Source organism: Pseudomonas sp. NPDC088890, assembly GCF_044900155.1.
In the GTDB taxonomy this organism is placed as follows: Bacteria; Pseudomonadota; Gammaproteobacteria; order Pseudomonadales; family Pseudomonadaceae; genus Aquipseudomonas; species Aquipseudomonas urmiensis.
Genome location: NZ_JBJDNG010000013.1, coordinates 23,214 through 50,210 on the forward strand (window position 1 = coordinate 23,214; position 26,997 = coordinate 50,210).

22 protein-coding genes are annotated in these 26,997 nt (G+C 63.6%); 9 read left to right on the forward strand and 13 right to left on the reverse strand.

Annotated elements, in window-relative coordinates; genetic code table 11:
* The 3 genes from ACI2JX_RS21840 to ACI2JX_RS21850 all read left to right on the forward strand — a co-directional run bounded on the left by ACI2JX_RS21840 (position 1) and on the right by ACI2JX_RS21850 (position 3,032).
* Positions 1–633, forward strand: a complete 633-nt coding sequence (locus ACI2JX_RS21840) for a DUF4136 domain-containing protein (RefSeq protein WP_264235586.1) — start codon at positions 1–3, stop codon at positions 631–633.
* A gap of 19 nt (positions 634–652) precedes the next feature.
* Positions 653–1,213: a DUF4136 domain-containing protein gene (locus ACI2JX_RS21845; protein ID WP_264235585.1), complete on the forward strand. Its 561-nt coding sequence runs from the start codon at positions 653–655 to the stop codon at positions 1,211–1,213.
* Positions 1,214–1,301: 88 nt separating this feature from the next.
* Complete coding sequence (locus ACI2JX_RS21850; RefSeq protein WP_404690966.1) at positions 1,302–3,032, forward strand: pilus assembly protein TadG-related protein; 1,731 nt, start codon at positions 1,302–1,304, stop codon at positions 3,030–3,032.
* Here the strand turns inward: ACI2JX_RS21850 and ACI2JX_RS21855 are convergent.
* Positions 3,029–5,653 carry an ATP-binding protein gene (locus ACI2JX_RS21855; RefSeq protein WP_404690967.1) on the reverse strand — a complete coding sequence of 875 codons (2,625 nt, stop codon included), beginning with the start codon at positions 5,651–5,653 and terminating at the stop codon, positions 3,029–3,031. The genes ACI2JX_RS21850 and ACI2JX_RS21855 overlap by 4 nt on opposite strands.
* Positions 5,650–6,087 (reverse strand): TadE/TadG family type IV pilus assembly protein, encoded by a 438-nt coding sequence (locus tag ACI2JX_RS21860; RefSeq protein WP_186555508.1) that lies wholly within the window; start codon positions 6,085–6,087, stop codon positions 5,650–5,652. The genes ACI2JX_RS21855 and ACI2JX_RS21860 overlap by 4 nt, the downstream gene beginning before the upstream one ends.
* Before the next feature lie 75 nt (positions 6,088–6,162).
* On the opposite strand from ACI2JX_RS21860, the gene ACI2JX_RS21865 reads away from it, so the two are divergent.
* Together ACI2JX_RS21865 and ACI2JX_RS21870 are read left to right on the forward strand one after the other, a co-directional pair.
* Entirely contained in the window at positions 6,163–6,633 is a 471-nt protein-coding gene (locus tag ACI2JX_RS21865) for a prepilin peptidase (protein ID WP_186555509.1), read from the forward strand.
* 112 nt (positions 6,634–6,745) lie between these two features.
* Positions 6,746–7,528, forward strand: a complete 783-nt coding sequence (locus tag ACI2JX_RS21870; protein ID WP_189661855.1) for a response regulator transcription factor — start codon at positions 6,746–6,748, stop codon at positions 7,526–7,528.
* Positions 7,529–7,579: 51 nt separating this feature from the next.
* Here ACI2JX_RS21870 and ACI2JX_RS21875 read toward each other — a convergent pair whose 3' ends face one another.
* The 8 genes from ACI2JX_RS21875 to cpaB all read right to left on the reverse strand — a co-directional run bounded on the left by ACI2JX_RS21875 (position 7,580) and on the right by cpaB (position 15,017).
* Complete coding sequence (locus ACI2JX_RS21875) at positions 7,580–7,834, reverse strand: DUF3613 domain-containing protein (RefSeq protein ID WP_186555511.1); 255 nt, start codon at positions 7,832–7,834, stop codon at positions 7,580–7,582.
* An 88-nt stretch (positions 7,835–7,922) separates the two neighbouring features.
* The gene (locus tag ACI2JX_RS21880) at positions 7,923–8,600 is read right to left on the reverse strand and encodes a tetratricopeptide repeat protein (protein WP_404690968.1); all 678 of its coding nucleotides are present in this window, start codon (positions 8,598–8,600) and stop codon (positions 7,923–7,925) included.
* Between the two features lie 13 nt (positions 8,601–8,613).
* The gene (locus ACI2JX_RS21885; RefSeq protein WP_312152763.1) at positions 8,614–9,501 is read right to left on the reverse strand and encodes a type II secretion system F family protein; all 888 of its coding nucleotides are present in this window, start codon (positions 9,499–9,501) and stop codon (positions 8,614–8,616) included.
* Positions 9,502–9,503: 2 nt separating this feature from the next.
* Positions 9,504–10,385 carry a type II secretion system F family protein gene (locus ACI2JX_RS21890; protein ID WP_404690969.1) on the reverse strand — a complete coding sequence of 294 codons (882 nt, stop codon included), beginning with the start codon at positions 10,383–10,385 and terminating at the stop codon, positions 9,504–9,506.
* Entirely contained in the window at positions 10,382–11,638 is a 1,257-nt protein-coding gene (locus ACI2JX_RS21895) for a CpaF family protein (RefSeq protein WP_264235579.1), read from the reverse strand. The genes ACI2JX_RS21890 and ACI2JX_RS21895 overlap by 4 nt, the downstream gene beginning before the upstream one ends.
* Complete coding sequence (locus tag ACI2JX_RS21900) at positions 11,635–12,825, reverse strand: pilus assembly protein (protein WP_264235578.1); 1,191 nt, start codon at positions 12,823–12,825, stop codon at positions 11,635–11,637. The genes ACI2JX_RS21895 and ACI2JX_RS21900 overlap by 4 nt, the downstream gene beginning before the upstream one ends.
* Positions 12,822–14,066 carry a type II and III secretion system protein family protein gene (locus tag ACI2JX_RS21905; RefSeq protein ID WP_264235577.1) on the reverse strand — a complete coding sequence of 415 codons (1,245 nt, stop codon included), beginning with the start codon at positions 14,064–14,066 and terminating at the stop codon, positions 12,822–12,824. The genes ACI2JX_RS21900 and ACI2JX_RS21905 overlap by 4 nt, the downstream gene beginning before the upstream one ends.
* Positions 14,067–14,084: 18 nt before the next feature.
* Positions 14,085–15,017 carry a Flp pilus assembly protein CpaB gene (gene cpaB, locus ACI2JX_RS21910; RefSeq protein ID WP_404690970.1) on the reverse strand — a complete coding sequence of 311 codons (933 nt, stop codon included), beginning with the start codon at positions 15,015–15,017 and terminating at the stop codon, positions 14,085–14,087.
* Positions 15,018–15,303: 286 nt separating this feature from the next.
* Here cpaB and ACI2JX_RS21915 point away from each other — a divergent pair, with 286 nt between their 5' ends.
* On the forward strand, positions 15,304–15,486 hold the full coding sequence (locus ACI2JX_RS21915; RefSeq protein WP_264235575.1) for a Flp family type IVb pilin: 183 nt from the start codon (positions 15,304–15,306) through the stop codon (positions 15,484–15,486).
* Positions 15,487–15,537: 51 nt separating this feature from the next.
* The gene (locus ACI2JX_RS21920) at positions 15,538–15,948 is read left to right on the forward strand and encodes a response regulator (RefSeq protein WP_186555520.1); all 411 of its coding nucleotides are present in this window, start codon (positions 15,538–15,540) and stop codon (positions 15,946–15,948) included.
* Positions 15,949–15,965: 17 nt separating this feature from the next.
* Here ACI2JX_RS21920 and ACI2JX_RS21925 read toward each other — a convergent pair whose 3' ends face one another.
* Both ACI2JX_RS21925 and pbpC read right to left on the reverse strand, forming a co-directional pair.
* Entirely contained in the window at positions 15,966–17,636 is a 1,671-nt protein-coding gene (locus ACI2JX_RS21925; protein WP_404690971.1) for a ShlB/FhaC/HecB family hemolysin secretion/activation protein, read from the reverse strand.
* A gap of 112 nt (positions 17,637–17,748) precedes the next feature.
* The gene (gene pbpC, locus ACI2JX_RS21930) at positions 17,749–20,103 is read right to left on the reverse strand and encodes a peptidoglycan glycosyltransferase PbpC (RefSeq protein WP_264235572.1); all 2,355 of its coding nucleotides are present in this window, start codon (positions 20,101–20,103) and stop codon (positions 17,749–17,751) included.
* Between the two features lie 59 nt (positions 20,104–20,162).
* Between pbpC and ACI2JX_RS21935 the strand changes: the two genes are divergently transcribed.
* Positions 20,163–20,456 carry a hypothetical protein gene (locus ACI2JX_RS21935; protein WP_186555523.1) on the forward strand — a complete coding sequence of 98 codons (294 nt, stop codon included), beginning with the start codon at positions 20,163–20,165 and terminating at the stop codon, positions 20,454–20,456.
* A 90-nt stretch (positions 20,457–20,546) separates the two neighbouring features.
* On the opposite strand, the gene ACI2JX_RS21940 is transcribed toward ACI2JX_RS21935, so the two are convergent.
* Positions 20,547–25,448, reverse strand: coding sequence for an alpha-2-macroglobulin family protein (locus ACI2JX_RS21940; protein ID WP_404690972.1), 4,902 nt, complete (start codon positions 25,446–25,448; stop codon positions 20,547–20,549).
* A 194-nt stretch (positions 25,449–25,642) separates the two neighbouring features.
* Here ACI2JX_RS21940 and ACI2JX_RS21945 point away from each other — a divergent pair, with 194 nt between their 5' ends.
* Complete coding sequence (locus ACI2JX_RS21945; RefSeq protein ID WP_404690973.1) at positions 25,643–26,980, forward strand: MATE family efflux transporter; 1,338 nt, start codon at positions 25,643–25,645, stop codon at positions 26,978–26,980.
* The last annotated feature ends 17 nt before the right edge of the window (positions 26,981–26,997 follow it).

A 26,997-nucleotide genomic window follows, 5' to 3' on the forward strand; every position in this document is an offset into this window, starting at 1 on the left:
ATGCCGTATCGTCTGCTGTGCCTGGCCCTGCTACCCCTTGCCCTGGCTGGCTGCCAGGGCAGCAACCCTTATGTCGCCAGCGGCCGCCCGATCCCGCCTGCACCTGCTCAGGCTGCCAACACCTTCGACAGCAGCGCTTACCCAGCGCCGCCGCGCGACTACGGCCGCTATCGCAGCTGGAGCTGGCGCAACGGCCAGTTGCCCAGCGGCAGCGCCAATGCCGATCCGGCGCAGTTGGCCGACGCGATAAGCGGCGCGCTCGACCAGCACGGGCTTCGCCCAGCGCGCAATAACGACGCAGACCTGCTGGTAAGCGCAGACCTGCGCTTGGAGCGGCGCCTGCGCCAAGTGCGCGATTATGACTACGACCCCTACTATGGCCCCTACCCCTACGGCAGCGTCGGTTACGGCGGCTACCGCAATGGTTATGGCGCCTATGGCAGCGTGCCGATCGTGCGCACCTATGAAGTCGAGGTGATGGTCGTGCGTATCGACCTGTTCGATGCGCGCAACGGCCAACCGGTGTGGAGTGCCAGTGCCGAAAGCGGCAGCGACAAGGACTCACCCCGCGATCGCGAGAGCGCCCTGCGCGAGTCGGTGCACAAGGCCCTCAGCGGCTACCCTCCCAGTTAACGCTTAACGGAGAATCATCATGTTGCGCCGTCTCGTTGTACTGTCATTCGCGCTGCTGCTTGCCGCCTGCTCAAGCAACAACGTTCAGCAGGATTTCGACGCCAGTCGCGATTTCGCCGGTTATCGCAGTTGGGCCTGGCAGGAACCTGGATTGCAGTACCGCCCGGACGACCCACGGATCAAGAGCGACCTCACCGAGCAACGCATTCGCCAAGCCGTGGCCGACCAACTCGACCAGCGCGGCCTACGCCCGGTACAAGGCAATGCCCAGGCCGATGTCAACGTGCGCGCCTACCTGATCGTCGAGCAACGCCAGCAGCAGATCACCACCAACTACGGCGGCGGCTGGGGAGGTTACTGGGGCGGCTACTGGGGTGGGCCGATGTACAACGAAACCCGCAGCGTCGACTACAAGGTGGCCACCATCCAGGTCGACCTGTTCGATAGCCGCGACGGCAAACTGGTCTGGCGCGGCAGTGCCGAGCAGATCATGAACAACTACCCGCCCAGCCCACAGGAGCGTAATGCGGCCATCCAGAAAACCGTCGCCCAGGTGCTGAGCCAGTACCCACCGCACTGAAGCGCAATCAAGGCAACTTGCCATCACCTTGGCTACACTCCTTTGACCGCCGCCACGCTGTATGGCCATGGCCGGCAAAGGAGTGCCCGTGGTTGTTCGTTCCGTTGTCCGCCAACGCGGCGCGATTGGCCTGATGGCCGCCATTACCCTGGGTATGGCGCTGTTGTTCATGCTGCTGGTGGTCGATAGCGGCCGGCTCTACCTGGAACAGCGCAAGCTCCAGCGCATCGCTGACATGGCCGCCCTGGAAGCGCTCAATGGCGGCGGCAGCTGTGTTGCCGGGGTCGCGGATGCCAATGCCCTGGCCCGTCGCGCGGCGCTGCGCAACGGCCATGCTGATTCGCCGGATAGAACCCTCTTGGTCGAATGCGGCAGTGTCAAAGCGGCGGCTAACGGTATCCGGGCATTCACCGTTGATCCGCAGCAGACCCAGGCCATCCGCGTCACCGCTACGCACCAGGTGGCGACCAGCATTGCCGCAGGGGTCTGGGCCCTGGCCGACGGCAACGGCCTGCAGAGCAAAACCCGCCTGCAAGCCCAAGCAACAGCGGGGCGCACAGGCCCGGCCTTGGCGCGACTGTCGATTCGCAGCAGCCTGCTGACCATCAACACGGCCAAGAGCGATCAACTGAACAAGCTGCTCGGCGCCCTGTTGGGGACACAGATCAACCTGGGCGTGGCGCAATGGCAGGGCTTGCTCGACGCGGATCTCAATCTGCTGCGTTTTCTCGACGCGCTCGCCATCGAGGCGAAAGTGGCCGCCGGCAACTACACCGAGCTGCTGCACAAAACCTTGAAAGTAGGCGATGTACTCGACGTCATGGCCGAAGTGGCCGCGCAGGACAATCCGCTGGTGAATGTCAGCGGCCTGGTCGACCTGGCCGTCGCAGGCAAGGATGCGGGCGGGATCGTCTTGGGCGAACTGCTCAACATCCAGAACGGCGGCACCCATGCAGGGCTGGATGCAACCTTGCAGGTGCTGCAACTGGTCCAGGGCACCATCCAGCTGGCCAACAGCAAGCACGCCGTAGAAACCACGCTGCCGGTCAGTGTGCTGGGGCTGGCGAACATCACCACGCGCTTGAAAATCATCGAGCCGCCGCAGTTCTCCGCCCTGGGCGACCCTTCGCTGGCGCAGGCCAACCCGATGGCAGCCGGGCAGATCTATGTGCGCACCGCGCAGACCCGGATTCTTATCCAGGTTAATCTCGGCCCGCTGCTGGGCGGGCTGAACCTGGGCATCATCCAGCTGGTGCCCAGCCCCAGCCTGGACGTGGGCTTGGAAGTGGCCAGCGCCAGTAGCCATGTACGCGGCTACGACTGCAGCAGCGCCTCGAGCAAACGCCTGCGCGTGAAGAACGACGGCGCTGCCGCCAAGCTGATGATCGGCACCATCGACAACAGCAAGTTCTTTTCCAACCAGCCGGTAACCGCCAGCCCGTTGGTGCTGCTGCGCGTGCCGCTGCTGGGCCTCGATGTCGGCTTGGGCGCCAACTCGCCGGTGTTTTCCCAGGCGGAAACCTACGACTACCTCAAGCCGCCGAATATCGACCAGTCACCCCCGGCAAGCCGCACCATGGACACCAAGAACATCGTTGCCAGCCTGGGCGCGACGCTCGGTGGGCTGGAGCTTTCACCACAGATACCGCTGGTGAGCGCCTTACTGAATATCATCACCGGGCTGATCGGCGGGCTGCTGGGCTCGTTGCTCGATCCGCTGGTCAACAACCTGCTGGCACTGCTGGGCATAGATCTCAACGCAGTCACCATCGACGCCCACCTCAGCTGCCAGAGCGGCCGGCCAGAGCTGCTGATCTAGGCACACGGCAAGCTGATGCAGAAACAGGCACCGCCATTGCGGTTGTCGACGCTCAAGCTACCGCCCATCGCTGCGACGATGCCATGGCTTACCGACAAGCCAAGCCCGGTGCCGACACCGGCTGCCTTGGTGGTGAAGAACGGCTCGAAGATCCGCTCCAGTAGCAATGGGTCGATACCACCGCCGTTGTCTTGCACCCACAGCAATACCTGCCCGGCAGTGAGGGTTTGGTGAATGCAGAGCGTGCCTTGGCCACCGCGCTTATCGAGCAACGCGTCACGGGCGTTGACCATCAGGTTGATCAGCACTTGCTCCAACTGATCCGCATGGCCCATCACCTGCGGCTGATCGCTGGGCTGCTCAACCTGCAGGGTCACGCCCTTGCCTTGCAGCCCCTCCTCGAGCAGTGCCACCGCCCCCTGCACCGCCGACCAGGCGGCAAAGCGCGTGCCTTCGACCTCCGAGCGCCGGCCAAATACCCGCATGTGGTCCACCAGCCGCGCCGTACGCTCGATCTGCGCCTCGATACGCTGCAGCTTCTGCTCCAGGTAGGCCGGGTCTGCATCGCCATTTTGCAGACGCTTGATCGCATTGGCGGTTGCCATGCGCATGACATTGAGCGGCTGATTGATTTCGTGCAGCAAGCCTGTGGCCAACTCGCCCAAGGTGGCCATCTTGGCCCCCTGCAACAATTGCCGCTGACTGCGCCGCACCTCGGTGTTGTCCCGCCCTACCGCCTGGACTTCCAGTAACTGGCCCTGTTCGTCGAACAGACCGCGGTCGGCCCAGATCCACCAGGCATGCTCACGCCCAGGCAACTGCAAACAGATTTCCGCGCTGCTCATCGGCTGCTGCGGCGTCAGCGCCTGCAAGCGCTGGAGAAAGTCATCGCGCTGGCCCTGGGACATCCACTGACCCAAGTTCATGCCGACCAGCTGCTCTGGGCTACAGTGCAGGTAATCGGCCAAGGGCCGGTTGCCGAAAACCAGGCTCAAATCTGGACGGTAGCGGCAGATCATCGCCGGTGAATCTTCCACCAGCACCCGGTAGCGCTCCTCGCTCTGACGGACCCGTTCAGCCGCTTCGGTCGCCTCACTGACGTCCAGCCACAGCCCGACCACCTCCCGCGGTTGGCCAAGGTCGTCACGCAGCAGGCGCGCTTCATCGAGGATCCAGTGATAGCCACCAAGGCTGTCACGCAGACGCAGGCGACAGCGTACCTGGCCGTCGCGTAGCAGACTGCGGGTGCGCTGCAACCACAGGCCGTGATCATCGGGATGCACCGCCAGCCCTGGCTGGCGCGCCTGCTCACTGTCGTTGGCCCACCCCAGCAGGGGCGTAAGGCTGGCGCTGTAGAACTCGCCCAGCAAGGCCCCCTCGACGCAGCGCTGAACGTAGATCACCGCCGGTGAGCTGGCGATCAGGTTCTCCAGCCGCTCACGCGCAGCGCCGGCCTGCTGCTCTTGCTCCTTGAGCGCACTGATATCGAGTAGAAATCCGCGTAACTGGCCGGCGTGCAGTTGCCCTGCCCAATGCACCCAGCGCGCTACCTCGGCGTGCACCAGGCGCAGACTGAGGTTCAGCTCGCGCCCTGCCCAGGCCTGTTCCAGGGCCAACTGCGCGGGCTCTCGATCAGCGGGGTGCACAAGTGCCAGCCATTGCACCTGGCTGAGCGCACGCGGCAGGCCAAGGCTGGCGGCTAGACTGGGGTCCAACTGCAGCGGCTCTTGTCGTGGCCATTGCCACCAACCGGCACCCAGCTGAGCCTGCAATTGATCCAGATGACACGCCAGACGCTGCGCCTGGGCCTGATGCAAACGGCTGACCAATGGCTGGGCTAGCGCCTGCATCAACGGCTCCGCCGACTCCAGCTGCAACCTTTGCTTGGCGCCAGCGCAGAGCAACCAGGCGTGCACCTGCGCGCCCTGCCGGTAAGGCAACAGGCAAAGCGTGGCACCGGCGCTGCGTGTCAGCCAATCAGGGTAAGCACGCGTGTCGAGCAGCGCGTGCGGCGGTAACTGCTCCAACCAGGACTGCAGCCGCTGCTGCTCGGGCCAAGGCCAGTCATCACTGCTGGCGTAACTGCGCCATTGTCCGCCCTCATGCAGCATCAATCGCAACGACGCCGCTTGCCAGTGCTCGGCTAGCCGTTGCAACTGTTCGGTCGCTGCCTGCACCAGATGCGCCTCGCCGGCTTCGCGCAGGGCATCACCGATCTGAACCGCCAACTGATGTTCGGCATGCTCGTGGCGGCCACTGTCACGCTCATGCAGCAGATCGCCGATGTCGAACAGTTGCAGCATCCAGCCCTCGCCCTGGCGTAGCAACCAGCCGCGGGTATGCAAGACATGGCCAAGCACGGTATGAAAATCCAGGTCCAAGGCCAAACCCTGCCAATCGGCAGGCTCACCTTCGAGCACCAGCCAGCTGTGTCGCTCAAGATAGTCATGGACCCGCGCACCACTGTGGCTAGGCAACGCCAGTGCGCTGCGCAGCGGGCCGGACAGACGTAATACCCGCGCCTGATCGTCCAGCCAGACCTGTAGTCCGATGGCCACCGGCGGCGCAGCTTCGGTGACAGGCAGAGGCGCTGTGCGCCAACGATCGAACAGGCCACTCACAGTTGCAAACTCGCTTGCGCCTTCAACTGTGCAGGCAAGCGCGGTACCTCACCGATTACCGGCAGCACCAACACCGGGACCACGGCAGTCAGGCGCTGCTTGGGGTAGGTGATCGTCACGGTCAGCAAGTCATCGACCAGGCTGACCTGGGTATCGTTGGCCTGGAAGGCCAACGACTTGGGCATCCACGCCAGTTGCTGAGCCACCACCTGGCGCGCCAGGGTCTGCGCCTGCGCCTGAAAGTTGGCCGTAGCCGGATCGAGCGCCACGCAGCGGCGCACCGCCTCACTGCTGGCCTGGTTGAACGACTGCAACATGAGCATCGGCAGCGCATAGCTGACCAGACCATAGAACACCGCAAAAAACACCATGAATACCGCGACAAATTCGATGGCTGCTGCGCCTTTTTGCCGTCCTGCCAGGCCTGCTTGCATGATCGCGTCTACCCTGACTATGAAACCTGACTGACAGCATAGAACCGTTCAACGAATAGGGATGGCAATTTGCCAATGCACAGCATTGTTCTCTTGATGTGGCTTGCCTTGTGTACTGAACAAGATGTCCGTGAACGGCAGATTTCCAACACCCTGACGCTGGGTGCTGCCGCTTGCGCCCTGGCCTGGCTATTCGCGACCGGCCACAGCTGGATCGGCGCCGAGCCCAGTGATGCGGGCTGGGCGCTGGCCATCGTCATGCTGCTCACCCTGCCTGGCTACATGCTTGGGCGCTTTGGCGCGGGCGACGTCAAGTTGTTGGGCGCGCTGGCGCTGGCGACCAGTCATCAATACGTGCTCGGCACCTTCATCGGTGCCGGCATTGCCGTGTTGCTGTGGATGCTCAGCCGACGCCGGCTATGGACCTTGCTCAACCCCAAGGTCAAGAAACGCCTACAAGTCCTGGCCGAACAGGTCGGCGACAAACAGCCCTTCGCTCCCTATGTACTGGTGGGCTTTTTATTGACCGCGGTATGGATCCAATGAGTGACCATGCGGTCGGATAACTTGTACAGCCCTTGTACATAACCGCAAAGTGCGACTACTTTCTTAAGCGTCAGTGCGTCTGGCACGGGAGCGGGGCGAATCGAACAGGGAGTTGATCGTGAACAAGACCGTGAGTGAGGTGAAGATTCTGGTTGTCGATGACCAGGCGGTAATTGTCGAAGAGTTATGTGAATTTCTCGAAAGCCAAGGCTATGTGTGCGTTGCCGCCCACTCGACTGGCGAAGCGATCGAACGCTACCAAGCCGAAGACGCAATCGGCCTGGTGCTTTGCGATTTGCACATGCCCGGGCGCGATGGCATCGAACTGGTCCGGGCGCTGAAAGAGATTGCTGGCCGCCAGCGCATGTTCGAAGCGATCATGCTCACGGGCCGCGCCGACAAACAGGATGTGATCCGTGCCCTGCGCGAGGGGTTTGCCGATTACTATCAAAAGCCGATGGACCTCAACGAACTGCTCGAAGGCGTACGTCGTCAGGAGCAGGCGCTGCTGGAGCGGCGGCGCAATTTCCGCGAGCTGGGCAGCCTGAACCAACGCCTGCAGTATCTGGCGGACTCCATCGACGACCTTTACCAGGATCTGGAAAAGGCCCGCGGCCAAGGTGTGCACCGACGCGCCACCGATGCCGAAGAGCCAGAGGGTGAACTGCCGGCAGTGTTCGAGAAACTCTCGCCACGTCAGCTGGAAGTGGCCAAGCTGGTCAGCAAGGGCAAGACCAATTACCAGATCGCCTGTGAGCTGGGCATCACCGAGAACACTGTGAAGCTGTATGTGTCGCAGGTGCTGCGCCTGACCCACATGCACAACCGCACCCAGTTGGCGCTGGCCCTGACGCCACGCTCATCACCCCTGCACCAGCGTTTCACTACTCACTAGGCTCTGTACGAAATGCATCCGCACTCGCCCATACTGCGTTGAAACGGTGCTCTAGTTGTTCTCAGTGCTGATCTTCACCCAGCGGAAATGGTCGGGGATCGGGTACTTGTAGGTTTCCAGCCAGCGGTACATCGATTGGTCGCGCTCGCTGGCGGTTTGCCGCTGGAGCTTGGTCGAGGCTTGCTGATTGCTCGATTGCACGCGCAACAGGGCTTCGGTGGCGGTTTGCGCTGGCGGTTGGCGTGGCGGCTCTTCGGCCACTGCTGCCAGGGGAATGCAGGCCAGGAGAATTAAGGATCTAAGCATCGGAAAGTGCCTCCTGTTGCGTGGATTGGGGCCGCTTTGCGGCCCATCGCAGCCAAGCCAGCGCCTATAGGATTCGCTGGCCGGCCCTTCAACTGACCGGCAGAACACCCCGCCCGGTCAACTTCAACTGCTTGGCGCGCGCCTGGGCCTCGGCAAACTGCGCAGGCTTGAGCCGCAGGCGGGCCACCAGATCTGCCGCCTGCTGCCAGTTGTCCTGCAGTAACGACAAGGCCACCAGGTTGACCGCCGGCAGTGGGTTGTCATCCTTGAGCTCGATCGCCGTCAGAAACTCAAAGCGCGCCTGCTCATGATCGCCAAGGTTCATCAGCACCACGCCCAAATCGTTACGCACCTTTTCATCGGTCGGCGCCAGGCGCACAGCCCGCTGTAAATTGCGCAGGGCTTGAGCGTCGTCTCCGCGGGCCGATGCCAGCTGGCCAAGGCCGTGCTCGCCTTCAGAGGCCAGGCAGCCGCCGAGCAGGCTGCGGTACAGCGGCTCGGCCTCGCTACGCCCGAGCAGACGCAGGACCTTGGCTTTGCGCAGGCGCACCTGATCGAGTTCATCTGGCAACTGTTGCAAATGCGCAAGGCTGGCATGCGGGCGGCCGTCGTTGAGCATTTCATCCGCCAGGTTCAGGGCCAACTGCTGGTCAGCGTCGGGCTTGCCGCATTTGTTGCCAGCGAACACTTGCGCCAGGCCCTCCGGCGAGTGCCCGGCGCAACCGCTAAGCAGCAACAGCCCCAGGGCTATCAGTATTGTTCTCATCCCCACCCTCCCCTCACGATCCCAAAGCCCGCGCCAACGCGGTCAAGCCAGGCCCGGCCAAAACAATCAGCAGGGCCGGAAACAGAAATATCATCATCACCGCCGACATCTTCGCCGACATCTTCGACACCCGCTCCTGCAAACGCGTCATCCGGCGGTCATCGAGCAAGGTCTTCAAGGCTTGCAGCGACTTCATCGCCCCACTGCCCTGCACCAGTAACTGGCGCAGGATCACGCAGGTGTCGATCAGCTCATCGACCGCCAGCAGTTTCGCGGTCTTTTCCAGCTCAGGCGCCAGCGCCAGGCCGGAGTCCACCCGTTGCAGGACCAGGCGCAGCTCTTCGCTGATTTCGGGCACCAAGGTACGCCCTTCGTGACTGAGCACCCGCAGGGCTTGCTCGACGGCCAGGCCGGTTTCAAAGAGGATGCGCAACAAGGGAATCAGCAAGCTCACTTCCAGGGCGATGCGCTGTTGACGACGCGCAGCCGCCAGCGCCAGCAGGCGCTTGGGCAGTAGATAGCCGACCCCCAAGGCACACAACGGCAGCACCAACCAATGGCCAGTCCAGGCGCCCATCAATCCGTGTTGCAACAGCAGCGTCAGGCCCACTGCAAGTAGCGGCAGCCCCAACTGGACAGCGGCAAACAGCGCTCGCTGGCGACTGCGGCGCCAACCCACACGATCGAGCAGCGCCTGGGTTTCGCCATCGAGCCGCTGCAAGCGCCGCCCCAGGTTGCTGCTGCCTAGCCAGTGCAGCCAGTCGCCCAACCGCTCCTCGCGTGCCAGCTGACCTTGCAAGCGCCGCGCGATCAGCAAACGTCCGCGCAACTGCTTCAAGGCCTGCATGCCGAGCAAGGCGAATCCAGCCAGCAGGAACACCGCGCAGATCAGCCAGGCCATGCTCACAGGCTCCTCATCATGCGCCATAGCACCAGGCAACCGAGTGCCTGGAAGGCAAAGGCCAGTAACAACAGCATCTGCCCCTGGCTATCGCGCCACATACCCAGCAAGTAGCCGGGGTTACCGAGCAGGAAGTAGCCGACCATGCTCAACGGCAGCGCCCCGAGAATCCATGCGGTGACCCGCGTTTCACCGGTCAACGCCTTGAGCTGGCGCGTGCCTTGTTCGCGCTCGCGGATCAGCTTGATGAGGTTCTCCATCAACTCGCTGGCATTGCCGCCATACTGCTGGTTGATCCGCAGACCAAGGGCGAACAGGCGCATTTCGTCCTGGTCATAGAGTTCGGCCAGCTCGCTGACCGCCACCTCCAGCGCTACCCCCAGGCGGACACTGCGCCGCACCCGCTCCATGGCCGAGCGCAGTGGTTCGCGAGTGCCATCGATTCCGCCCAGCACCGAATCGTTCAACGTCCGCCCAGCCTTCAAGCTACGCACGCTGTAGTCCAACAGGCCCGGCAGTTGCTGGATGATCTGGCGCACGCGCAGCCGATAACGCCAGCCCAGGTACAAGTAGCCCAGCGCAGGCCCACTCAACAGCACCATCAAGCCGACCGCCCAGCCAGAGACCAGCAAGCCAGCCATGACCAATCCGCCCCACGCCAGCAGCCATGGCCTGGGATTGAACGCGGCAGTATCCACGCCCGCCCGTTGCAGCAGCGGGTCGAACCAGTCACGCCGCGCCTTGCCGCTGCGCACCGAGCGATAGGCGCGGCCCAGGCGCTGCAGAATGCGCTCCTCGCCGCGCTTGTACAGGGCCAGGCGAAACAGCAGCAGGGCGACGCCGAGCAACAGCGGCGACAGCGCCAGCAGCAGGGCGCCAGTCACAGCACACCTTCGTTGCGCAACTTGGCGCCAGCCGGGTTCGGTGCTTCGCGTAGAAAGCTGGTGCCGCCGCGGCGGTCGAGACGAAACAGCGTGTTGGTCACGTACACATCGTCGCGCACCCCCACCACTTCGAGCACTTCGCTGACGCAGCGACGGCCATCGGCCAGCCGCGTCAGCTGAATCACCACATCGAGCGCCGCGCAGATCATCTGGCGCAAGGTCTTCTCGGCAATCTGCCGGCCGCTCAGGCCGACCAGGGTTTCCAGGCGCAACAAGGCGTCCTGGGCGGTGTTGGCATGCACGGTGCTCATCGAGCCATCATGACCGGTGTTCATCGCCGTGAGCACATCGAGCACTTCGGCGCCGCGGATCTCACCCAGCAGGATGCGATCCGGGCGCATCCGCAAGGCGTTGCGAATCAGCTCGCTGGCCTTGATCTCACCATGCCCCTCGACGTTCGGCGGGCGCGTCTCCAGGCGTACCACATGGGGGTGATTGAGCTGCAGTTCAGCGACGTCTTCGATGGTCACCAGGCGCTCCTGCGGGGCAATCATCAGGCTGAGGATATTGAGCAAGGTGGTCTTGCCGGTCCCGGTGCCGCCACTGACCAGAATATTGCAGCGCCGTCCCACCGCGCGTTCAAGAAAGTCGAAGATGGCCTGATCGATCGCCCGGGTCGCGAGCAGGTCGGCGCTCTTGAGCATGTCGCGGCGAAATTTTCGGATCGACAGGCACGGCCCATCCAAGGCCACCGGTGGGATGATGGCATTGACCCGGCTGCCATCGGGCAGGCGCGCATCGACCATTGGCGAAGACTCATCCAGGCGCCGCCCCAAGGGCGCCAGGATGCGTTGCATGACCCGCTCGACATGGTGCGCGTCGATAAAGCGCAGGTCCGTCAGCTGCAATAAACCGGCGCGTTCGACGAACACCCGGTGCGGGCCGTTGACCAGAATTTCGGTAACGCTGGGATCACGTAGCAGCACCTCAAGTGGGCCATAGCCGGTCAGTTCGTCGACCAGCTCCTCGGCCATGCGCTCCATTTCGTAGCGCGACAGGGCCAGGCGCATACGCGCCACATAGTCGCCAACCTGCTCGAAGACGAACTGCGTCAGGGCTGGCCGGGCACCTTCGAGCAAGTTGCGCCCGCTGTCCTCGATGCTGTCGATGACGTGGCGGTGCAAGGCGCGCTTGAGCGCTTGCGGCTCAGCCGCAGCATGGCGTTGACCGCCAAAGGGTTCGTCGCCGCTCATTTGCTCCCCCACAGGCGTCGCAGCCAGGTCAGCGTGGGCGTTTCAAGGCTTTGCGAACGCTGCGCCAGGCGCTCGCCCAGGCCCTGCAAGGCTTGTGTCAGGCTTTCGCGCGGGGCCAGTTCGAACAGGCTCAGGCCTTGGTTCTTGGCATTCAGACGCACCTCAGGGCTGTACGGCATGACTTTGAGCAACGGCAACCCATAACGTTTGGCCAAGGCCTCGGCGTCCGGCGCGACATGCTTGAGGTAGCGGTCAACCAGCAAGCTGGCGTGCTCCAGCTTGATCCCGCGGTCGCGCCATTGATCGAGCACTTCCAGGTTGCGCCGGCAATCGAGGATGTTCTGATCGGTGTAGAGAATCAGCTTGTCGCAATGGCTGACGATAGTGCGCAACGCTTCACTGTCGGTCTGCCCGGTGAGGTTGAGGACAATGTGCTGGAAGTGCTGGCGCAGCGCGCTGAGCAGCATGTACAGCTCGGCGGCACTGGTCTTGCGCAGCGGCTCGTCGGCTTCGGCATAGGCAAGAATGCGCAGGCCGCTCTTGTCGCGGGTGAAGGCGCTGTCGATCAACGTGGCGTCCAGCCGACGCAAATGGCGCAAGGCGTCGCCGAAGAAGAACGACGCTTCCAAGCCCAGCAAGGCCAGACTGTCGCCACGCGGCAAACCGAGGTCGAGCAGCAGGGTCTGTTGGCCGCTGTCCTGCACCACCCGCGCCAGATGAGTGGTCAGCAGCGCACCGTCGGCACCGCGCTGGGCGCCGTAGAGCACGGTCAGGCCACCCAGGCTGGGGTTGCTGGTCACCGCTGGCAAGCGCTTGCCCAGGCGCCGGACCAGGCCAGCCACCTCGCTGGCCCGCGAGCCGTATGCAACGAAGTCGCGGGCGCCAGCGCGCATGGCATGCAGCACCAACTGGTTGTCCATGCCATCGCCGAGGGCGACGATCGCCAGCATCGGCTTGGCCTCCAAAACGCCCTCGATCAAGGCGCACTGCGTGACCAACTGCTCGCGGTCCAAGCCAATGAACACCAGGTTGCTGAAGGTCACGTCGACCAGCGCCAGCAACTCGTCGAGGCTGCCACCACTGGCGCCGATCACCTGGCCCTGCTGGGTCAAAGCGCCCTGCAACCAGTTGAGGTCTTGCTCATTGCGGGTGATCGCCAGGTACGTCTGGTTGAGGCTCTCGTTCATCGTGATAACCCACTGCGGCCATCGAAATTGCCGTTTTCCAGGAAGAACAGCTGGCCCCAGCTGGGGTCGTAGGTGCGCAGGTGCTCACCCGGCAGCTCGGGCAGGCGGGCGTTGGCAGCCAATGGCTGGACCAAGTGCGGGGTCACGATCATCAGCAGCTCGGTCTCATCCCGGACCAAGGCCGACTGGCGAAAGAACGCGCCCAATATCGGCAAGCTGCCCAGCCCGGGCAGACGGTCTACCGAAGAGCGGGTGTTGCTGCTGATCAAACCGCTGATGATGAAGCTCTCGCCGTCGGCCAGGGAGATGCTGGTATCCGTGCGGCGCACGCTCAAGCCAGGCACCTGGGTACCGGCGATAGTCACCGCATTGTTGTAGTCCAGCTCACTGACTTCCGGCGCCACCTTGAGGGTAATGCGGTCGCGACTGATCACCGTCGGGGTCAGGGCCAGGCGTACGCCGAACTCTTTGTACTCGATCGAGACGTTGTCACTGCCAGCACTGGGCACCGGGATAGGAATCTCGCCACCGGCCAGGAAGCTCGCGGTAAGGCCGCTGAGCACGGTCAGGCTCGGGCGCGCCAGGGTGTAGGCAAAGCCGCTATTTTCCAGCGCGTTGATCGCAGCCAGGAAGCGGCTGCTGCCGCCGCCCCAGACGATATTGAACACACTGTCATCAAGCGGTATGGCAGGACGCGCGATAGGCACGTTGCCAGGGGTGACAGCGGTATTTGGCACGGTATTGGGCGAGCCGATCAGACTGTTGTTCGAGCCCTTGAAGAACAACCGTGCGCCGGCTTCCTTGTATTTGCTCCGGCGCACCTCGACGAAACGGATATCGGCCTGCACCTGGGTCGGCAGTTGCTCATCCTGCGAAGGCAGCAGCGCGTCTTCGGCCATGTCGGCACTGGCCCTGCCCTTGACGAACAGCATCGCCCGATGCGGCGAAGGGGTGCAGGCGGTCCACAGCATCAAGGTGGTGCTCCCCGGCCCCACTGCAGTGAGCAGCACGCCACGCTCGCCACTTGCCTGGACATCGGCGACCTTCGGCTCGCCCACCGCCACCCGGCTGATAGTCACCGGCAGGCGCAGCTCTTGTTGCAGGCCCTGGTCCATCTCGATCACCGAGGGCAAGTCGGCAAACGCCGCACAGCCCTTGTCCGCCGCCTGTGCCATGGGCAAGCTCGTTATCAGCGACAGGGCCAGGCACAACGGGGTGAATATCCGCGCGGAACTACGCATGGCTGCATCCTTGCTGGTTCAGGGTGTCTTGGCTGAATCGTTGCTCTGGGCGCCGCGAATGATCTGCATACCTGGGTTGCCAGCCGCAGGCGCGACGTTAGCGATAGGCACTTGGGACAATTGGCTAAAGCGAAACAGATCGCGACTGGCAGTTTCGACCTGGGGCTTGGCCTGTGGATTGGCCCAATAGCCCGCCAGCAACTGCTCATCGGCGCTACGCACGGCCAAGCGCAGGGTGCCGGCCTGGGCTGCCAGCATCAGGCGGCTGGCGAAGGCTTCAGGCACGGCCAAGGCCACGGTGCGATTGCCAGTGCCGATCGGGTCATGCCGCCCCTGCTGCTCTTCGGCGGTTTGCGCCGGGCGGCCGTCATTGGCCAAGCCCGTCTGCTCACCGACGCTCAATACCCGCAGCGCAGGCAAGATGACCTGGGCGGAGGACTGCGGGTTGTGGTTTTCTTCACGCAAGAACAGCAACACATCCACATAGTCGCCGGGGCGCACCTGCCCTGCCGCGCCAACGACATCATCGACTGCGACAGCCACCGCCCGCTCATGGCTGCGGATCATCCGCGCCAGCGGGCCACCTGATTGAAAGCTGTGCTCGTCGAGCCAGGCCCCTTGAGCCAAGGCGCGCTCACTGCGCCGGCCAAGCACTTGCTCGATGTGCTGGAAAGCGCCCTGAGGCACCACCTGCAAGCGCTCGATCAGCAGATCGTCTTCGCTCAGAGGCGTATTGGCGGCCACGTCGCGGCGCAACACGACGATGGGCGAGCGGCGCGGTTCCTCCACCTGAATCGGTGCCGGAGCGGTTACTGGCTGAGTCGTCACCTCGACACTCGGCGGCGCAGCGACGGGCGCGGGCGGTCGACTCAGCACCAACCCCCAATACCCTGCAAGCAATGCCGCAACCAGAAACAGCCCGGCAAGGATCATGGTCAAGCGACTGCTCATTACCGCTCTCCCGCACCTGAAACCCATGATGGCAAAAAGTAACTATTTCGCTATTGCACGGTAGTTCAGAGCGGCTAAATCGCCATGAGCGAGACTAAGTTTTTCCAGCCATGAATTTGACGCTGAGGCAAAACAGGTGCTTAGCATCGCTGAACCAACCTAATACTTTGTAATTAATGCCTTCTTACATTTGCACTCCGGCGTAGCTTGACGATTCTGTGATAGCAAAGGGGCATCACCGCTTTACGCCCCACAAACCGGCGCCGCCCGCGCAAGGAGATGTGCCATGTTGCTGCTCAAGATCCTCATCCACTGCCAGAACTTCCTGCAACGCAAGGACGGAGCCTCCGGTATCGAGTACGCAGTCATTGCGGCAATGGTTGCCGTAGCGCTGGCGGCCTTCGTCGATCCGATCTCCGCACAAGTCAAAGCCATGATGACTACCATCCAGACCGCCATCACGCCTTGATCGCAAGCCGCACCCGCATGCCCTGCGCTACCTACCCGTCAGGAGCCGACGATGCCAACCTCTTCCTTGCGTCAACAGATCCTTCTAGTCGACGACGAGGAAGAGGCACTGCTCGAACTTGCCGAATTACTGGAAAACGAAGGTTTCAAGTGCCACACCGCCACCTCCGTCAAAGCCGCACTGCAGCAACTCACGCGCTACCCTGACGTCGCCTTGGTCATCACCGACCTGCGTATGCCCGAAGAAAGCGGCATCGGCCTGATCAAGCGCCTGCGCGACCACACCTCCCGCCAACACCTGCCGGTGATCGTCATGTCCGGGCATGCCGATCTGGAAGATGTCAGCGACCTGCTGCGCTTGCAGGTACTGGATCTGTTTCGCAAGCCGATCTTCCACGCCCGCCTGCTGGAGACGCTGGAGAACCTGTTCCCCACACCGAGGATGCAGGTGGTTCGCCAGTAATGTCGCCCTTTAACAGCTCACAACTGCCAACTGAAACTCAAGGTCATCCGCGGCCGCCGATCAAGGCTGTCCAGGGCGATGTCAGATAACGGCTTGGCGACTTCAAGTGCGACGTTGTAGTACCGCGCATCACCCAGCCTCACGCCGAGCGCTGCCGATGACAGGCGTGCCTCGCGGATATCAACCTCGTTGAACCAGGTGCGGGCGGCGTCCACCACGACGTAGGGTTGCAGCACCTTCACCCAATGGCCTTCTCGCTTGAAGCTGTAGTTCAGCTCATAGGCCACACCCCAGCCCTTGTCACCCCAGGCTTGGTCACTGGGATAACCACGGCCGAAGCTCTGCCCACCAAACACCACGCGCTCGCTCTCAGGCAGGCTGTCACCGCTCCAGGACAACGCCGCCGAAGCCACGCCTTGCCAGTTGTCGAACCACTGATCGCTCTGCAGGGCAGACAGGCGCAGACGGAGAAAATCCAGGTCGTAGTCGGCATTGGTCCGCGCCCCGAAATAGTCCAACCCCTGGTACACGCCGGCGCTGACAATCCGCAGGCGGCCAGGGTCGGCCTGGCGCCAGTCGCCCTCGAAGGACAGCGCACGCAGGTGGGTCTGGCTATCTGACTTCAGCCCAGAGCCAGCCCGCTGGTAGTCGATCCGGTCCTTGACCACATAGAAGCGTCCCACCACGTCCAGCCATTGCCTGGGCGAGGCGATCAGGGTCTGGCTAATTCCGACCGAATAGCGATCCGTCTCGTGCTGCTGGCTCAGATCGATGCCATTGTCCAGGCGTACCCGCGTACTAGGCTCGCTGCGGTAGCGCGCAGCCGAAAGCAGCAGGCGGCTGCCCTCGCCATCCAGGTACTGACCATAATCCAGCCGGCCATAACGACTGTCATCCTCTCCAGGTGGCACCAGTACGCTGGCCGAGAGCTGTTCGGCGAAACGGGTTTGCCCATTGCTGGTCAGTGCGATCAGCGCTTGTAGATCATCGCGACTGCCCTTGCCGACCTGCACGGCAGTGCTGAGCGGTTTGCGCGAGGCCTGGGCGACCAGCCGCGCAGCGCCATCAGCGCTCGCTGGCGCAGCTAAATGCGCGGCAAAGCTCACTCCCGGGATGCGATTGATCAGGCTGGTATAGCGCTCGAAGGTGGTTCGGGTCAGCGGCCGCTCAGCCTTGAGCTTGCCCATCAGGGTGTCCAGGTAGGTGGCAGCCGGACCGATGTCGCCCTCTATCTGGTAATCACGGATATAACCTTCCACCAGCACCACGCGCACCCGGCCATCGGCAAAGTCCTGGGGTGGCAAGTAGGCGTATGAGAGCAGGTAGCCATCCTGCTGATAGCGCTGGGTCAAGCGCTGGGTGAACGCGACCAGTTCGCTCAAGGTAACCATGCGGCCGATCAATGGCCGGTAATGCTCGCGCAGATCACTCAAGGGGAACACCGTACCGCCCTCGAAGCGGACTTTGCGCAACTCGAACCGGCTGCTCAGGGGCAGTGCCTGTGGCTGACCGCCAGCTATCGGCGCAACGTGCATTACCGGGATGTTCGGGCGATAGGCGTCGACCGGCAAATTCGCGCTGGGTAGGCGTCGCTCGATGTCGTTACCGTTGAGAAAGCTGGGCAAAGGCTGGGCCCCGGCCAGCCCCGACCAGGACAGCATCAGCAGGGACACGACCAGAGGGCGCATTCGGACACTCCATGATCCCGTGGATAAGGGCCGCAATTGCCGCCCGTCACGTGCAAAGCCTAGGCGCTGGCCTAGTAAACGTCGAACCTTGTGCGCGCCTGGCGCCGTTGAATCATTCGCTGACCTGGAACTCTACACGCGCCGTCTCGCCGCTCTCGTCCAAGGCGCTGAGTTCGATGCGCCCGGCCTGTTCGAAACGCACCAGCATGCTCTCCTGGCCGCGGGTTTCACCCAGCGGCTGGCCATTGACGAACCACCAGCGCTGGCCAGCGCCGCCTAACGCCGAAACATGCAGCTGCAGAGGCTCGCTGCTGGTCGCCGGGCGACGCAGGTTATCACCGGGGCGAACGCCGACGATCGACAGCGGTGGCGCGCTGGCCGGCACCTGCGGCGGGCAGGCCGGGTCGACTCGCGGCAGACGCGCTGCACGCCGCTCGACCCGGGCCAGCCAAGGTTCCAATGGGGCCGGCCAGAGGGCGATGTCTTGCGCCTTGGCTCCGGCGCAGCTGGCATCCACACGCAAGCCTTGGTCATTGACCCAGACGGTTTCGCGCAGGCTCAGGCCCAATGGCTGGTCAGCCGCCTGCAAGGTCGGCGGGGTGGTGTTGTCGAGGGTCCAGGCAAAGCGTTGGCGCCGGCAATTGGGGTCTTGCCGATTCATCGGCTGGCCCAACGGCCAGCAGATCGCGGCAACGCCAACCGACGCTGGCACCTGCTCGACTGGCGCACTGATACCTCGCTGGGCGTCGCGATTGCTCAACAGGTCATGCACTTGCAGCATCAACGGCGCCGCCGAGGCCAGGCCGAACTGGCCAGGCACCGGAGTGCCATCGGGGCGGCCAATCCACACCCCGATCAAATATCGTGGTCCTACCCCTACCGCCCAGGCATCACGAAAGCCGTAGCTGGTGCCGGTCTTCCAGGCCAGCTGCGGGCGCTGTACCAGTTCTGCGTGCGGGTCGCGGTCCGGGCGCGCCTGGCCGCTGAGAATACGCCGGATAATCCACGCTGCCCCAGGTGAGAGCAATCGGCGCTCCAGCAGAGGATCCTGCGGTTGCAGCCGAATACGCGCACTGTTCCCGGCGCGGGCCAGGGCCGCATAGCCGCCGACCAGGTCTTCCAGACGGCTGCCGGCACCGCCCAGAATCAGCGACAGGTTCGGTTCGGCCAATGGCGGCAGTATCTGCGGCATGCCGCCCATGCGCAGTTGCGCAGCGAACCGCTTAGGGCCGTAGGCCTCCAGCAATTGCACCGCCGGCAGGTTGAGCGACAGGGCCAAGGCTGAGCTTGCAGAGACCGGCCCACTGAAGCCCATGGAGAAGTTGCCCGGACGGTAGTCGCCATAGCGGCGCGGTACGTCCTGCAACAGCGATTCGGAATGGATCAGACCGTCATCCAAGGCCATGCCGTAAAGGAACGGCTTGAGCGTCGAGCCCGGCGAGCGCAGCGCGTGAACCATATCGACATGGCCGAAGCGGCGCTCATCGGCGAGGTCGATTGAACCCAGGTAGGCGCGCACTGCCATGGTCTGCGAATCGACCACCAGGATCGCCGCTGAAGTGCGCTCGGGCAGCCGCGCGCGCCAGCCCAGCAGCAAATCTTCCAGGCGCCGCTGCAACGAGGCATCGACGGTGGTGCGAATCAGCGGTGGGCTGTTGGCGCTATTGAGCCTTCGCGCCAGCAGCGGAGCCAGCGCCGGTTCCTGGCGCGGCGCCAGCAGCAAGGGCTCCTCGCGTGCCTCATCGACCTGTTGCGCGGGCCACACCTGATACTCGGCCAAGCGCTGCAGGACTTTGTCGCGAGCCGCCTGGGCCCGTTGCGGATGGCGGTCTGGGCGTAACCGGCTGGGCGCCTGCGGCAATACCGCGAGCATGGCCGCCTCCGCTGGGGTGAGGTGTTTGGGTGATTTGCCCAGATACGCCCAACTGGCCGCCGCCACGCCTTGCAGGGTGCCGCCAAACGGTGCTCGATTGAGATACAGCTGGAGGATCTCGCGCTTGGACAGGTGCCACTCCAACTGCAACGTTCGCCACAACTGGCGCGACTTGCCCAGCAAGGTGCGCTCGTGCGGGTCGAGTAAACGCGCCACCTGCATCGACAAGGTGCTGCCCCCGGACACCACCCGGCCACCGCTGAGGTTAAGCCAGGCCGCGCGCACCAGCGCCAGCGGGTTGACCCCGGGGTGGCGGTAGAACCAGCGGTCTTCGTAGGTCAGCAGCGCCTGCAAATACAGCGGCGACACCTCATCGGGGCTGATGGGATAACGCCAGACGCCTTCGGCATCGGCAAAACGCCAAAGCGGCGTGCCATCTTCGGCCAGGACCACCCGCGCCAGGTCATCGGCGGGCATCGGCAATGGCCAGATACGATCGGCCAACCACAGCAGGCCCATCGCCAGCAGGCAGCCCACGACAATGCCGCGCAGTAGCCGTCCCGCACGGCTATGTGGGCGTACTAAGCTTGGCATCGGGAACCGACCTGGCCAGGTGATGGCCAAAGCCTTGGATTGATCATCAGGAAGCGATTATGCATGTAGAAGGTTTTTTCGATTGGCTGGGCCAGGCATTGGGCGCGTTGATCCGCTTTATCGTCGACGCATTGAGCGGGCTGTTCAACCTGCTGGCCAATGCCGGCGGCAACTTTATCGATGGTCTGGCACGCACCTTGGGCATGGACACCTCGTTGGTCAGCATCCTGGCCCTGATCGTCGGCCTGTTGCTGCTGTACTCGGCGATCCGCGCGTTCATGCGCGCTTCGATCATCCTTGGGATCATCTGGTTGGTGTTAGGGTTGTGGGTGCTGAGCTGGATCATTCATTGATCCAGGATCGGTCCTCATCGCGGGCAAGCCCGCTCCTACATGGGCCTCCCCTGTAGGAGCGGGCTTGCCCCGCGATGAGGCCAGCGGCCCCTAGCGCGCCTTGACCACCAACTCACCCTGGCTTTCGCCCACCGCCTGCACGTTCGGCCGGTACATCGACTCGACCTGCGGTGGCGGCACCCGATAGGTGCCCGGGGTGACCGCACGCGCCAGGTACAACAGGTGCGTGGTGCCGTAGCTATCGAGCTTGAGCGCCGCTACGTATCGGTCATCACGGTATTCCTGATGCACCACGTTGGCGTTCTGCATCGACTCGCGCCACTGCTTCACCGCGCTGCTGGCGTTTTCCAGGCTGGCCGCGCTCTGGGCCAGGTTCTGGTTCTCAAGCTCCAACCCCGCAGGCAGCAGGTCGACAACCAGCGCGTCCGGCACCTGGCTGTGCGCCTTGAGCGCAAGATGCACCAGGACCAGATCACCACTGCGCAGATTACGCAGATCAAGGTACTGGCCGTTCATGCCCAGGTACTCGCGACGAATCTCCATGCCGTTGCCACTTGGCGCAGGCGCCTGGCGCGGATAACCGGACAGGGTCAGTTGCTGGTAGAGGGTCTCGCTGCCCTGGTTCTGCACCGTCAGTGGCGATGCCAGCAGAGGGCCTTCGAGCTTCATGCCAGATTCTGCGTTGTCCAGCTCACGAATCTCACCGGCACTGTCCAGACGCGCCTGCCATTTGCCTTCGGGTTTACCCAGCAGACCACGGCCAGCCAGGTACAGCGCGTTGCGCTCTTGAGTCGACAGCCAGCGATTGGCCGCCAACTCATCGGACAAGGCGAACAGACGCTGGTCGACCTGGTTACTGGCCAGGTTGTTCTCCTGCAACAACGCCAGGATCAGCGCCTGATCGCGCACCGCGCTGCCATAGTCGGCCATCCAGCCGTCGCTGCGGCCAATGCCCAGGCCGGCCTGCAAGGCTTGCTGCGAACGCGGCTTGTCGCCCATCTTGTCCAGCGCCACCGCCAGTTGCACCAGGGGCAGGCCGGAGCGGGCGTCACTGCGGCGCTCGAACAGGCTGCGCAAGGCACCCAGTGGCGCCTGCTGACTGCGGGCCAGCACCAGCGCGGCGTAGGCCTGTACCGCGAAGCGGGTGTGCTCGGCGTTCTGGCTGTAGTTCACTTCGATCAAGTTGCGCTCTTGCAGATAACGCAGCAGGCGCTCGTTGGCTTTCTTCAGCGCTTCGGCCGGCACGCCATAACCTTGTTCGCGAGCGCGCAGCAGGAAGTCGGTGACATAGGCGGTCAGCCAGTACTCTTCCTCGCTGTCCGAACTCCACAGGCCGAAGCTGCCGTTGTAGCGCTGCATGCCCAAGAGGTGCTCGATACCCATCTCGATCTTGCGTTTGCGCACATCGGCCGGCTCGCCCTTGATGCCCAGGCGCTTGAGGCTTTCGGCGTCGGCGTAGAGCGACGGATACAGGCCACTGGTGGTCTGCTCCAGGCAGCCATAGGGATACGCCTCAAGCGCACGGATCTGCTCGGCAAGGTTCAATGGCGGGCGGCTCGACAGGGCGAGGCTGGCTTCCAGGCCCGCTGGTTCGAACTCGGCCAGATCGCTCTCCGGCAAGCTCCAGGGTTGATCCTTGAGTGCCACCCGGTAGTGCTTGAGCATCGCCGGGTAGGCCGGGCGAATGCCCAAGGTCCATTCACGCTCGAAGGCCATGGCAGGCTCGCCTGGCAGTTGCAAGCCGTTGACCTGCACATGGACCTTGCCCTGGCCAAGGCCACCCTGGGCTTGAACCGGAATCATCAAGGTGCTGCGCTGGCCCTCGGCCAAGGTGATGTTTTGCTGATTGGCGGCAACCAGGCCGAGCTGACCTTCGGTGCTCAGTTGCACAGTCAGTTGCTGGGCGCGACCGGACAGGTTGGCCAAATCCAGCGCCAGGTTGGTGCGGTCGCCGCCGGCCAGGAAGCGTGGCGCCGACAACTCGGCGATCAGCGGCGCGGCGACCACCGTCTTGCCTTCGGCCATGCCAAAGTGCTCGTCGCTCCAGGCCTGGGCCATCAGCCGCAGCTCACCGTTGAAATCGGGGATGTCGACAGTGGCCTCGCCTTCACCCTTGTCGTTCAGGGTCACTGGCAGGCTCTGCTGAGCGACGATGGTCACCGTGGTATTGGGGCGCTTGCCGCCCTTGGCCATGCCCGCATCGCCACCGAACGCCAGGCTGGCCAGACGGCCTTGGCCAGCTTCGATCAACTGGCCGTAGATGTCCAATTGGTCAGCACCATAGGCCTTGCGGCCGAACAGGCTGGCGAACGGGTCTGGGGTCTTGAAGTCGGTGATATTGAGGATGCCGACATCCACCGCAGACAGCAGCACATGCACCTGCTTGGGAACGCTGCCATCGGCATTGACGGCTTTGAACTTGACCGTCAGCGGCTGCTTGGGACGCATTTTCTCCGGCGCTTGCAAGGTCACCGCCAGCTTGCGCTCGGCGCGATCGAGCGGCAGGTGCAGTACGCCAACCGCGCGCTTGGGCGTGGCATTGGCCTTGCGCTCACCGGGGCGGATCACCAGGGCACTGATATACAGGTCGTGGCGCGCCCACTTGCTATCGAGCTTGACGTCGAAGGTCTTGCCCTCGGCAGGCACATCGATCTCTTGCCACCACAGCGGACCGTCGCTGGATTCGACCATCAGGTAACCACTGCCGGCGGCCGGTGGGGTGACGGTGACCTGGGCAGTGGCGCCATCGGCGTAGGACTTCTTGTCCAGCGCCAGCTTGACCTGGTCGGGACGTACCGCGCCGCCTTCGGCGTTGTCCTGGGCACGGTAGCCAGCCCAGAAGCGTGCGCTGGACACCAGGCCAGTCTGCGGATCTTCCACCTCGACCCGGTATGGGCCCCACTCGACCAGGAAGTTGAGCTTGGCCGTGGAGCCGGCCTTGACGCTGACAGTCTCCTCGCTCTGGGTCAGGAACTTCTCGTTGTAGTTGTAGCTCCAGCCGTCGCTGTCCGAGTAGTTCCAATAGTAGTCACGACGCTCGCGGATCAGGCGCACCTTGAGGTTATCGACTGCGAGCTTTTTACCGTTGCGGTCGGCCACCAGCACTTCGAATTCGACTGGGCCGTCGCTGTCGGTTTCTTCCCCCTCGAATAGCCCGCGCAGGCCCGGCAGGCGCTCGGCCGGCCAGATCGGTTGTTCGAGGCGGCGGGTAATCGGCCGACCACCCGACTCTTGCAGGCTGGCCTGCACAGTCAGTTGCAGGGGCGAACGAGCCTCGGCCCAGCGGCTCTCGATGTCCACTGTTGCCTTGCCGGCCTGGTCGAGGGTGACTTCGTCCAGTTCCAGATCCTGATTGAGCTCGGTCTCGGTGACCGAACCGAACTGATAACCCGGCAACGCCGGCACTGCCTCACGCAGCGGCCGCACATAGGCCTGGCCGCTCAGGCGGTTGCCGGCAGCAGGCGCGCCATAGAGGTAGCCGCCGTTGACCTGGATGTGTGCGGTTTGCTCAGGGCTCAGCGGCGTGCTGCTGCCCTTGAGTTCCAGCGCCAGACGCTCGGGCAAAAAATCCTCGACGAGAAACTCGTACACCTGCTTGCGACCACCGCCCACGTCCAGCAGCAGTTGCCAGCGACCGGTAGGCGCCTCAGTGGCCAATTGCAGCTGATATTGATAAAGGCCATTGGCATCGGCCTCCCAGACGAATTTGCGGCTGACCTGCTCATCCGGTCGGCGCACTTCCACGCTCACCGGCTGGGCCTTGATGGGCTTGCCGTCCTGATCGCGCAACAGGCCATTGAGCAATACGGTTTCACCCGGGCGATACAAATCGCGCGGGCCAAAGATGAAGAATTGCAGCGGATTGGCTTGCGGCCCGGTGATATCGAATTCAGCCAGGTCCAGGGCAGCGGTGTTCAGACGCAGCAAGGTGGTGTGGACACCTTGGGTGGCGATCAGGGTGTCGGCCTTGGCCGTGATCGGCAGTTGCGCATGGCCGTCGCTGTCGGTCTTGGCCTGGGCCAGCAGCTTGCCCTTGTCATCGTGCAGTTCGAGGTTGACTGCGTTGAGCGCCTTGCCGCCTTCCAGGGCCTGGGCGAACACGTCCAGACGGTCACGGTAACGGTGCGCGGAGACGCCAATGTCACTGAGGGTGAACAGGGTCGCCGGCTGCGAGTAGTCGTAGGTGCCGGAGGCACGCATCACCGCCAGGTACACGCCTGGGTCTTGCAGTGGCTTGATCCCGGCGATGGGCAGCAACACGGTTTCACGGGTGTTGCGCGCAGGGTTGAGGTCGAAGCGGCCGCTGTACACCAGCTCGGCCATCTGCAACGTTTCCTTGGACTGGTAGTAGTACAAGCTGCTGTTACGGCCCCAGTTGACCAGGAAGGTCGAGAGCATTTCCGGCTTGATGCGGAAGAACTCGACATCGACCTTGTCGACGTTCAGGGCGATCACCGGCAGGCCTTCGGCCAAGCGGGTGGGCAGCAACGAGCCACGGCTGGCGAAGCCGATGGTCGGCTGCATGTCGCGGGTTTCCAGACGGCTGACCGATTCACTGGCCAGCGCGTTGCCATTGACTGCCAGCAGGCCCTTGTCGACGGTCAGGACCAGCTTGCGCTGCGGCTCGAGGTGGCGCAGGCGCAGCTCCATTTGGTTGTCCGAGAGCTCCCAGGCGCCATCGACCTTGCCTTTGACGGTATCGACCAGGTGCACCTTGGCGGCGAAGTCCTGGCTGGCATCCAGCGGTGCGGAAAAGCTGATCGACAACGCACTGGCGCCATCGACCTGGGTTTCCGAAACATCCAGCACTGTCAGCTCGCGACCGGCATAGCGTTTTGCGAGAACGGCGGGGTCTTCGCGCTTGGCCGGTTTAGCTTCGGCAGGCGCAGTGGCCGGCGGTTTTTCCGCGGGTGCAGGGGTGTCCTTGGAGGAGGAATCACAGGCACTGAGCAGGGCCAGCGCGCAGGCCAGCAACAATCCTTTGTTGAGCATGAGAGAGGGGACTCTTCGGCAGCGTGTTCGTAAGGGCACCAACTATAGCGCAACCGCGAGCGCCGTACCCGGTATGGAGCGGCAAGTGAGACCGCGTTCGCGCAGTTTGGTTGCCTGGCCGCTACAATGCCGTCGGGCAAATCCACCCCTTACCCGAAACAGTCTTACAGGCAGTTCCACTTCCAGGACTTCGCATGTTTTCTCTTATCGCCGACTGGCATGATCGCCCGAGCCACCGCAAGGTCTGGGGCCTGGCCGCGCCTATGATCCTGTCCAACATTTCGGTGCCCCTGGTCGCGCTGGTCGACAGCACCGTCATCGGCCATCTGCCGCATGCTCACCAGCTCGGCGCAGTGGCGGTGGGCGCCACCCTGTTCACCTTCATGGTCGGGCTGATGGGCTTCCTGCGCATGGGCTCCACGGGCTTCGCCGCCCAGGCTGCGGGGCGCGCCGACGGTGCAGCGTTGCGCCAGGTGCTGGTGCAAGGGCTGCTGCTGGCACTGGGCTTTGCCATCGTCATCGGCCTGCTCGCCCTGCCCTTCAGCCAATTGGCGTTGCACGCGATGCAGCCGAGCACGGCGCTGCATCAATCCACCGAAGATTTTTTCCACACACGCTTGCTGGGTTTGCCGGCAGCCTTGGCCAGCTACGCCCTGGTCGGCTGGTTCCTCGGTACCCAGAACGCCCGCGCGCCACTGGCCATCCTGCTCACTACCAACCTGCTGAACATTGCCCTGAACCTGTGGTTCGTCCTTGGCCTGGACTGGGGCGTGGTCGGTTCGGCGCGGGCCTCGGTGATTGCTGAATGGAGTGCTGCGCTGTTGGGCCTGGCCCTTACCCGCCCGGCGTTGCGTGCCTACCCTGGGCAGATCGCCTGGGCGGGGTTGAAGCGTTGGCAGGCCTGGCGGCCGTTGCTGGCGGTCAACCGCGATATCTTTTTGCGCAGCCTGGCCTTGCAGCTGGTGTTCCTGCTGCTGACGGTACAAGGCGCGCGCTTGGGCGAGGCGACAGTGGCGGCCAATGCCTTGCTGCTCAATGGGCTGATGCTGACGGCTTATGCCCTGGATGGCCTGGCCCATGCGGTCGAGGCGTTATGCGGCCACGCCATCGGCGCGCGTGATCGCCAGACCCTGCGCCGCTCGCTGGTAGTGGCGGGCGGCTGGTCGTTGATCGTGAGTATCGGCTTTGCGCTGTTGTTCCTGCTGGGCGGGCATCTGTTCATCGACTTGCAGACAGATATCCAGAGCGTACGGGCGGCGGCGTATCCGTTCTTGCCCTATCTGGCGTTGCTGCCGCTGGTGGCGGTGTGGAGTTATTTGCTCGATGGCTTGTTCATTGGCGCGACCAGAGCGCAGGAAATGCGCAATGCGATGCTGTTAAGCGTGGTGCTGGCTTGCCCACTGGCGTGGATGGCGAGCGGGTTCGGCAACCATGGATTGTGGTTGGCGTTTCTCGCCTTCATGGGGTTGCGGGCGGTGACGCTGGGGTGGTTGGGGTGGCGGTTGGAGCGGCAGGGGCAGTGGGTGCCCTGAGAGCACCCAAGCCATTG

Coding starts and splice junctions, on each gene's coding strand:
- ACI2JX_RS21840 (WP_264235586.1), top strand. CDS start 1: ATGCCGTATCGTCTGCTGTGCCTGGCCCTGCTACCCCTTGCCCTGGCT.
- ACI2JX_RS21845 (WP_264235585.1), top strand. CDS start 653: ATGTTGCGCCGTCTCGTTGTACTGTCATTCGCGCTGCTGCTTGCCGCC.
- ACI2JX_RS21860 (WP_186555508.1), bottom strand. CDS start 6,087: ATGCAAGCAGGCCTGGCAGGACGGCAAAAAGGCGCAGCAGCCATCGAA.
- ACI2JX_RS21865 (WP_186555509.1), top strand. CDS start 6,163: ATGCACAGCATTGTTCTCTTGATGTGGCTTGCCTTGTGTACTGAACAA.
- ACI2JX_RS21875 (WP_186555511.1), bottom strand. CDS start 7,834: ATGCTTAGATCCTTAATTCTCCTGGCCTGCATTCCCCTGGCAGCAGTG.
- ACI2JX_RS21880 (WP_404690968.1), bottom strand. CDS start 8,600: ATGAGAACAATACTGATAGCCCTGGGGCTGTTGCTGCTTAGCGGTTGC.
- ACI2JX_RS21885 (WP_312152763.1), bottom strand. CDS start 9,501: ATGGCCTGGCTGATCTGCGCGGTGTTCCTGCTGGCTGGATTCGCCTTG.
- ACI2JX_RS21895 (WP_264235579.1), bottom strand. CDS start 11,638: ATGAGCGGCGACGAACCCTTTGGCGGTCAACGCCATGCTGCGGCTGAG.
- ACI2JX_RS21900 (WP_264235578.1), bottom strand. CDS start 12,825: ATGAACGAGAGCCTCAACCAGACGTACCTGGCGATCACCCGCAATGAG.
- ACI2JX_RS21905 (WP_264235577.1), bottom strand. CDS start 14,066: ATGCGTAGTTCCGCGCGGATATTCACCCCGTTGTGCCTGGCCCTGTCG.
- cpaB (WP_404690970.1), bottom strand. CDS start 15,017: ATGAGCAGTCGCTTGACCATGATCCTTGCCGGGCTGTTTCTGGTTGCG.
- ACI2JX_RS21915 (WP_264235575.1), top strand. CDS start 15,304: ATGTTGCTGCTCAAGATCCTCATCCACTGCCAGAACTTCCTGCAACGC.
- ACI2JX_RS21920 (WP_186555520.1), top strand. CDS start 15,538: ATGCCAACCTCTTCCTTGCGTCAACAGATCCTTCTAGTCGACGACGAG.
- ACI2JX_RS21925 (WP_404690971.1), bottom strand. CDS start 17,636: ATGCGCCCTCTGGTCGTGTCCCTGCTGATGCTGTCCTGGTCGGGGCTG.
- pbpC (WP_264235572.1), bottom strand. CDS start 20,103: ATGCCAAGCTTAGTACGCCCACATAGCCGTGCGGGACGGCTACTGCGC.
- ACI2JX_RS21935 (WP_186555523.1), top strand. CDS start 20,163: ATGCATGTAGAAGGTTTTTTCGATTGGCTGGGCCAGGCATTGGGCGCG.
- ACI2JX_RS21940 (WP_404690972.1), bottom strand. CDS start 25,448: ATGCTCAACAAAGGATTGTTGCTGGCCTGCGCGCTGGCCCTGCTCAGT.
- ACI2JX_RS21945 (WP_404690973.1), top strand. CDS start 25,643: ATGTTTTCTCTTATCGCCGACTGGCATGATCGCCCGAGCCACCGCAAG.